At 37.8% G+C, this 6,441-nt stretch carries 9 protein-coding genes; 5 read left to right on the top strand and 4 right to left on the bottom strand.

What is annotated here, in order from left to right:
* Positions 1–704: helix-turn-helix domain-containing protein (locus ACOI1D_RS20825; protein ID WP_422504032.1), on the bottom strand; the 704-nt coding region annotated here is incomplete at its 3' end.
* Positions 705–890: 186 nt separating this feature from the next.
* Between ACOI1D_RS20825 and ACOI1D_RS20820 the strand changes: the two genes are divergently transcribed.
* Complete coding sequence (locus tag ACOI1D_RS20820) at positions 891–1,490, top strand: VanZ family protein (protein WP_422504030.1); 600 nt, start codon at positions 891–893, stop codon at positions 1,488–1,490.
* 55 nt (positions 1,491–1,545) lie between these two features.
* Positions 1,546–1,911, top strand: a complete 366-nt coding sequence (locus ACOI1D_RS20815; protein WP_422504028.1) for a hypothetical protein — start codon at positions 1,546–1,548, stop codon at positions 1,909–1,911.
* A 386-nt stretch (positions 1,912–2,297) separates the two neighbouring features.
* On the opposite strand, the gene ACOI1D_RS20810 is transcribed toward ACOI1D_RS20815, so the two are convergent.
* A complete protein-coding gene (locus tag ACOI1D_RS20810) occupies positions 2,298–2,756 on the bottom strand; it encodes a DIP1984 family protein (RefSeq protein ID WP_422504026.1) in 459 nt (152 codons plus the stop codon).
* Between the two features lie 170 nt (positions 2,757–2,926).
* Between ACOI1D_RS20810 and ACOI1D_RS20805 the strand changes: the two genes are divergently transcribed.
* Positions 2,927–3,616 carry a hypothetical protein gene (locus ACOI1D_RS20805; protein WP_422504025.1) on the top strand — a complete coding sequence of 230 codons (690 nt, stop codon included), beginning with the start codon at positions 2,927–2,929 and terminating at the stop codon, positions 3,614–3,616.
* 92 nt (positions 3,617–3,708) lie between these two features.
* Positions 3,709–4,182, top strand: coding sequence for a hypothetical protein (locus tag ACOI1D_RS20800; protein WP_422504023.1), 474 nt, complete (start codon positions 3,709–3,711; stop codon positions 4,180–4,182).
* Positions 4,183–4,246: 64 nt separating this feature from the next.
* Here the strand turns inward: ACOI1D_RS20800 and ACOI1D_RS20795 are convergent, their stop codons facing one another.
* The gene (locus tag ACOI1D_RS20795) at positions 4,247–4,897 is read right to left on the bottom strand and encodes a M50 family metallopeptidase (protein ID WP_422504022.1); all 651 of its coding nucleotides are present in this window, start codon (positions 4,895–4,897) and stop codon (positions 4,247–4,249) included.
* 23 nt (positions 4,898–4,920) lie between these two features.
* Entirely contained in the window at positions 4,921–5,931 is a 1,011-nt protein-coding gene (locus ACOI1D_RS20790) for a flavin-containing monooxygenase (RefSeq protein ID WP_422504021.1), read from the bottom strand.
* Positions 5,932–6,049: 118 nt separating this feature from the next.
* Here ACOI1D_RS20790 and ACOI1D_RS20785 point away from each other — a divergent pair.
* A partial coding sequence (locus ACOI1D_RS20785; protein ID WP_422504019.1) for a CBO0543 family protein occupies positions 6,050–6,441 on the top strand: 392 nt, incomplete at its 3' end.

The raw sequence follows: 6,441 nt of genomic DNA, 5'->3' as shown, positions 1-6,441 counted from the left end.
ATTAAATAAAGCAAGGTATCCGTTTTTATGAAAGGGGCCAAAGCATGAACGTACTCCATGTTGGGGTTTGTTATGCTTGTTTCAAGTACTAATTGGTCAAGGTCATCTTCTAAAAACGGTGCAATGCATATAACATCTTCTATATTTAAGTCGTGATCGTCAGTGTTTATAAGTTGTTTTAACGTTTTACTATCGATGAATGGAGCAATCGCGATAAGTTGATCGGTCTCAACGTGACCTTTTTTTGCAATGTAACCACTTAATGTCCCGCTATCTAAAAATGGAGCCAATTGCACAAGATACTCCGTAGTTAGCGTTTGATCATCAATACCTTCTGTCACCTGCTCAACTGTACCTGCTTTTAGAAATGGAGCAATGGAAACGAACCCACTAACATCTGCTTCCCCCTCATTAATATATGCTGCAGCTTTGTCTGGCCGGTTGTCTGAGAGCTCCTGAACCAATGACCCTACATTTCTAAAACCCTGATTAGTTCTCCCTCCACTAAGGATCGAATCTACTGTTGTTCCGAATAATGTTGCTAATGTAAGCAGTGTCCCAATATCAGGAAGCGAATCTCCCCTTTCCCACTTCGAAACAGCTTGGTGACTGACACTTACCTGTTCAGCAAGCTCCACCTGGGTTAAATCCTTTTCTTTTCTTAAGCTTGAGATATACGATCCAATTAACTTTTCATTTAGCATTTTAATCCATCCTTTGTAAAAAATAATCGAACAGTGCGCCCTGTTTAATTAAACCTAGCACAGGTCGATGCATAAAGACTATCAACGGTTAGTTGAATCCATGGTTCGTGAGGTTCAACCGGCAGTTGCACCCCTTTAATGGTAAAATAAAGATATAAACATAGCACATCAAATTATGGAGGTAATATGAAAAAGCGCTTAGGATTTAGTCTTTTAATTGCACAGGTTTTATTCGTAATTCTATTACCTGTATGGGTTCAACTGACCAGCTACCTTCATTCAACTGTTATAGTGGTTATCTGGTTTTGTCTTTCATTCATCTCTTTATTTATTGGTTGCTGGTTGGCTGATATTAAACTGCTAATAGCAGCACGAACATTTAAGCTAGCCATATTTGCTTATGGAATAGCGTTATTAATTCTATTATTTTTCAGACCGAACAGCAGTCACAATACCATTAATCTCATTCCATTGGAAACTATTCGTTTTTACTTATCAGGTGAGGTCGATTTATTGATAGCACTCTATAATATCGGTGCAAACATTGGTTTGTTTATTCCATTTGGATTGTACTACCGATATATCAAATTCAAACCCACTTTCACCGAAATTTCACTATTAACAATTGGTTCCATATCGTTAATTGAACTGCTTCAGTTTCTAACAGGGCGCGGGAGTTTAGATGTGGATGACCTCTTCCTAAATGTAATAGGTGTAACGACAGGATATATCATCTATCCTGTATTTAAAAAAGTATTAGTTGTAAGGAACAATGCGCAACTTTAATTCAGGCTGATTTTTAAAAGTTGTTTTTGACACATAATGTATAAAATGCGACGTAGTGAAAACTTATTCGTCGCCGTTCCGGCAGAATACTTCGCTAAGTCACGAGGAGGCTAAAGCGTTCACTAATAAGAAACTCTCTCCTAAAAACACAAAACTTTATTGGATAGAGGAATCAGTATTACTTGAAAATCAAGTTGAGCCATGGATCGATTTGCCCTTTTGGCTACCAGATTCATTAAACATGAATGGGATGATGCATGCAAATAACGATAAAGCAGTTGAAGCTGGATTAAGTTTTCGACCAATTGAAGAGACTATGCGTGATACCCTTGAATGGTGCTTGGAAGAACATACAGGGGAATGGTCAGCGGGGCTTAATAAGGAAAAGGAAATTATGATGATAAAAAAAGTGAATAAGTAAATTGATGGCGCAGATTGGATAAAAAACAGTCTGCGCTTATGTTAACTTATTGATCAATACTAAAATGATGAAGAGCAAGAACATTACATCTGCGAGTCTGCAGATAAGGAAAATACACTTACAGAAATTAGTTTTGAGACCAGTCTCCAATGGGAACAGACTTGTTTTTTATGTATAGTGACCCCAGAACCCACCCTCACGATTATAAAAATCAGTACATGGTAGTAATTTTTAAACGTTTGTATGTTCGCTTGTGACAGTTCTGGGTCTGAGTCGTTAGAGAGGACTTGAACCTCTGGAGTTACCCCGGAACCCCTGCCATATTCCAACTTAGCCCTGTTGCTGGGTTGTACTCGCTTTTCTATAATCGCTACCATCAACATACACTATTGAAGCAAATCTGTTCGCCAATTTAACTCTTGAATTTTTGTGTCTAATTCTCTGTATTGTCTGGCTAATTCATCTACTTGCTTTTGTAGTTCTTTCACATTAAATGGTGTCACATATTTGATCTCAGTTCGTGAATATCTATCCTGCCTCAAAGATGCTTGTTCCGCTAATTCGCTATACACCTTCCGTTCTTTCGCTATGATGTCGCGTTCAACAAGCGCAGCCCCTAGAGACAACTGATCATTGAAAGTTGTTTCATGGTTTGTTTGATTGATTCCAATCATTAATCTTTTTAACTCCTTCAACACTTCACCTAACTCTTTCTCCAATTGTTTTGGGTTCTCAGATGGCGTTTCATCTTCTTGTATCTTCGAGTTATTTAATAACCGATGCTTTAACTGTTCAGCTCTTTTTTGATGATCTGCTCTTCTAATCAAGGCTTCTGCTAACTTCATTTTTTCCCTCCACCTTAAATTTTTTAAATATTAATAATTATATCACAGCATAATTATAGTACAAATCCTGTCAGTGCTGGCACTTAAAATATGGATAGAAGTGGCATGGAATAGACGCGCTAACTTTGGAAAAGCTAGGATGAGGAAAAAATATAAAGGGTGGTAATAATATGTCTATGGAATGGTTTAATAGAATAACTGGTGATCTTCAGGATCATTTGACATCAATTTGTGAGAAATATGAACAGACTGGACATATGACTGTCGATCAAAGTGCAAAACATCCCAGGATTGATTTTTTTGTTGAGACCGAAAATGACGATAGGGAATTCTTCTGCACCATCCTATTTGATCCACATAATGAAGAGTTTTACTTAGAAAGCTTCGATTTGGATCTCGAACAACCTGCAAGAATCATTCTTGCTGACAGTAAGGATGTAATTGATGCTGTTCATGAAAGCTTTCATGACTTTATGAATGGTGAGAGTGAAATGTTTTATGTAGAAGATGTTAACGGTGAAGACGAATACGTTATAGAAGATGATGAAGAGGAAGAATATTTTATTGGAGAATCCGTAAATGAGGAAAGCTCGCTTGAAGAAATTGGTGTGGAATGGGAAACACCCGAAGTCACTGCATTCCAAATTGAAGATGAAGTTGAAGTAACTTATCAATTTGGTGTAGTTAGTGCAACCGGTGATGGCGTGATCAGAAGAACAAACCGAATTTGGACAGAAGACGACGAGCTTTTTAAAGACGAAAATACGTTTACTTTCACGAAGGAAGAGGCAAGCACAATTATTGCTATGATTGCCAGCCATATGGATAATATGACTGGATTAGCAGACCTTACCAGCTAGGTTCTATCTCCATTTTATCCCACTGATATAATTGTTTATACGTGGCATTACTATCTTTGTTTCATTAATACACTTCACAGGAGGCAAAAAATATGGACGAAAAAACAGAAAAACTCGTTAAGTCTGAAGCTAGAAAGTATGCTGATGTTGAAGTGGCTGAAGAACTGGCATCATTAAGAAGTCAGATTAGCCGTATGCGCGATTCTGGGTCAAGCTCGAGTCAGCAAAGCCAATCAAGTAAACAAAGCCAACCGAGCCAGGGACAACAAAATCAATTGATGCAGCAAATTCAGCAATTTAATGGTCAAACGCAACAGCAATTGCAACAAGCTGATCAACAGCTCCAGCAAACTTTCCAGCAAGCGATTAAGACATTGAATGAAGGATTGCAGTATGTACAATCGAACAAAGCCCTTAATCAAGTAAACCAAGCACTTGGTAATGCTCAACAACAATTAAATCAAATCACTCAACAACAAAGCCAACAAGGTCAAAGTCAGCAAAATCAAAGTCAACAAGGTCAAGGTCAACAAACAAGTATGACTAGCCAACAACCGCTTGGATAACAACTAATCTGTATTCAACTGTTCATTCCACTTACGCACCAGGTAAGTGGAATGAACAGTTTATCTAAAAATACCTCTTTAGTCCCAACCGTGCAAAAAATAGGGATTGTACAAAGAAAAAGGTTCCCCATATTAACGCTGGAATAATAAACGTTACATCAGCTAAATTGGTTGCGTCACCTGCATTATTTGGAGACACAAACCCAAGATACATAATTTCAAGTGATGATGTGACTGATTCAACTAACAATAGGGATGTTAGGAATAACGCCATATTATCCAAGGCTGGTTTTGACCCTTTCAATAATACCCATAAAAACCCACTTGTTATTGTGATGACCCAAAATAAGCCAAAGGGATTTCGAACCCAGAAGATTAGGCTCACAATTAGAATTCCTAATAGGATTGATAGAACATATCCACTTTTCCTTTTAAAGATTAAAACCATAAATAGGTAAGCCAAGAGGGATGAAAAGACATATCCGGCTATGCTAGTCAGAAACCCACCAATCCAGTACCGATAACTTGTAAGAGTGGCCCCTTCCGTATTTGAAAATAAAGAGACAGACTGTACTTCTCCACCTGTTATGATTGCTATTAGCGCATGACCAGTTTCATGTATTAATGTATTAATTATGGAAAAATATTGTCCGATAATAGGCATCTGTGTTAGAAGTATAGCCAAAACAATAAACAGCGCTACTTTTTTCTTCATTACAAATCCCCTCTCCTAAAGCATTACCGACCTGTGCTTCCAGATCTTCTTTTCTTCAGGTAATTGCTTAAATACTTAGCATCGTGTGCTATCCCGTTAAGTTGTGCAGAACCTACCCGTGAGAGCCAGGGTAAACCTAAAAAGTAAAGCCCTTCTACAGGACTGATACCCCGCTGATGAATCGGTTTTTCAAGACTATCAAAAACACCTGGGATATCTACCCAACTAAAGTAAAATTGATATCCTGTAGCCCAGATAATACTCTCCACCTGGATTTTTGTTTTATCCTGGAATTCAACTTCTTTTCCGTAAAATGATACAGTTCTTCCTTTTAGATCCAACTGTCCACTGTCAATTAAAGCCTTTGATTCTGTACCGATTATCGGTTCTGTTTTTTTTAGTACCTTTGCCAGTTTTGCATTGGTGGAAACCCTGGAAAGGCCAGTAATTTTCAACCACCAAAAGAAGCTTTTATTTAAGATTCTGTATGGTATAAATACGAGTTCATGACCAGAAGACACGTATACTTTACGGGTGTTAGATAACTCTGCTGCAATTTGTAAACCAGAATTCCCCCCGCCTACAACCAAAACAGGTCCCTTAGAAATCTGGTGAGGTCCACGATAGTCTGATGAGTGGATTTGACTTATTCCTGTAGATATTTCTCCTGGCACTTCTGGAATGAAAGGTTTTTGAAATGGCCCTGTTGCTATTACGACGTTGTTTGCTATCAAGTCTCCTTGATTCGTTTTAACCCTAAATTGATCATCTATTTTTTCAAGTTGCTCGACTTTTGTATTTAAATCAATCGGGATGGAAAAGTGATTTGAATAGTTCTCCAGATAATCTGCTAATTCGTCTTTTGTTGGAAATCCATCCTGTATACCCAGTAGTTTCATTCCCGGCAAAAAACTATAAGCCCTCGGACTAAACAATCTAAGGGAATCATACCGATTTCGCCAAACGTCACCAACTCTTTTCCCGCCGTCAACTAAAGTAAATGAAAGCCCAGTCTCTTTTAGGTAATAACCCATTGAAAGACCCGTGCCCTGATCCGACGACTAGTACACCAACATCGCTCTTCATACCTTCCACCTCCATAATTTAAAACTTAATGCGAATAGAAACTACATTTGGGGAAGATTATATACTATGGATAATAAATATGAATACTTGGAAAAAGTTAATAAGCTACAACAAGAGGCGTATCGTTTAGATGTAGAAAGTTGGTTCAAGTACGAGCTTTTTACTTTTGAATGGTGGGTGCTGTTCGTACTTTTCACTGCCCCTTGGGTAGTTTTCATTAAGCTTGCTGATAGATCTAGAATTCTTGAAATTTTGCTGTTTGGTTCGATAATAATGATAACAACCACATATTTAGATGCAATCGGAATGCAGATCCAGTTTTGGGAATACCCAACGCAGTTCCTTCCTATTGCTATTAGGGCTATTCCATTTGATATGTCAGTAGTGCCAGTTTTGTTTATGTTATTGTATCAGTACTTTAAAGCATGGAAGGCTTATATCATTGCATTATTTGCTAT

This window comes from Virgibacillus sp. DJP39 (assembly GCF_049310925.1).
GTDB lineage: Bacteria > Bacillota > Bacilli > Bacillales > Amphibacillaceae > Virgibacillus_F.
The sequence above is the reverse complement of the archived record's forward strand: the minus strand, read 5'-3'. Positions and strand labels throughout refer to the sequence as shown.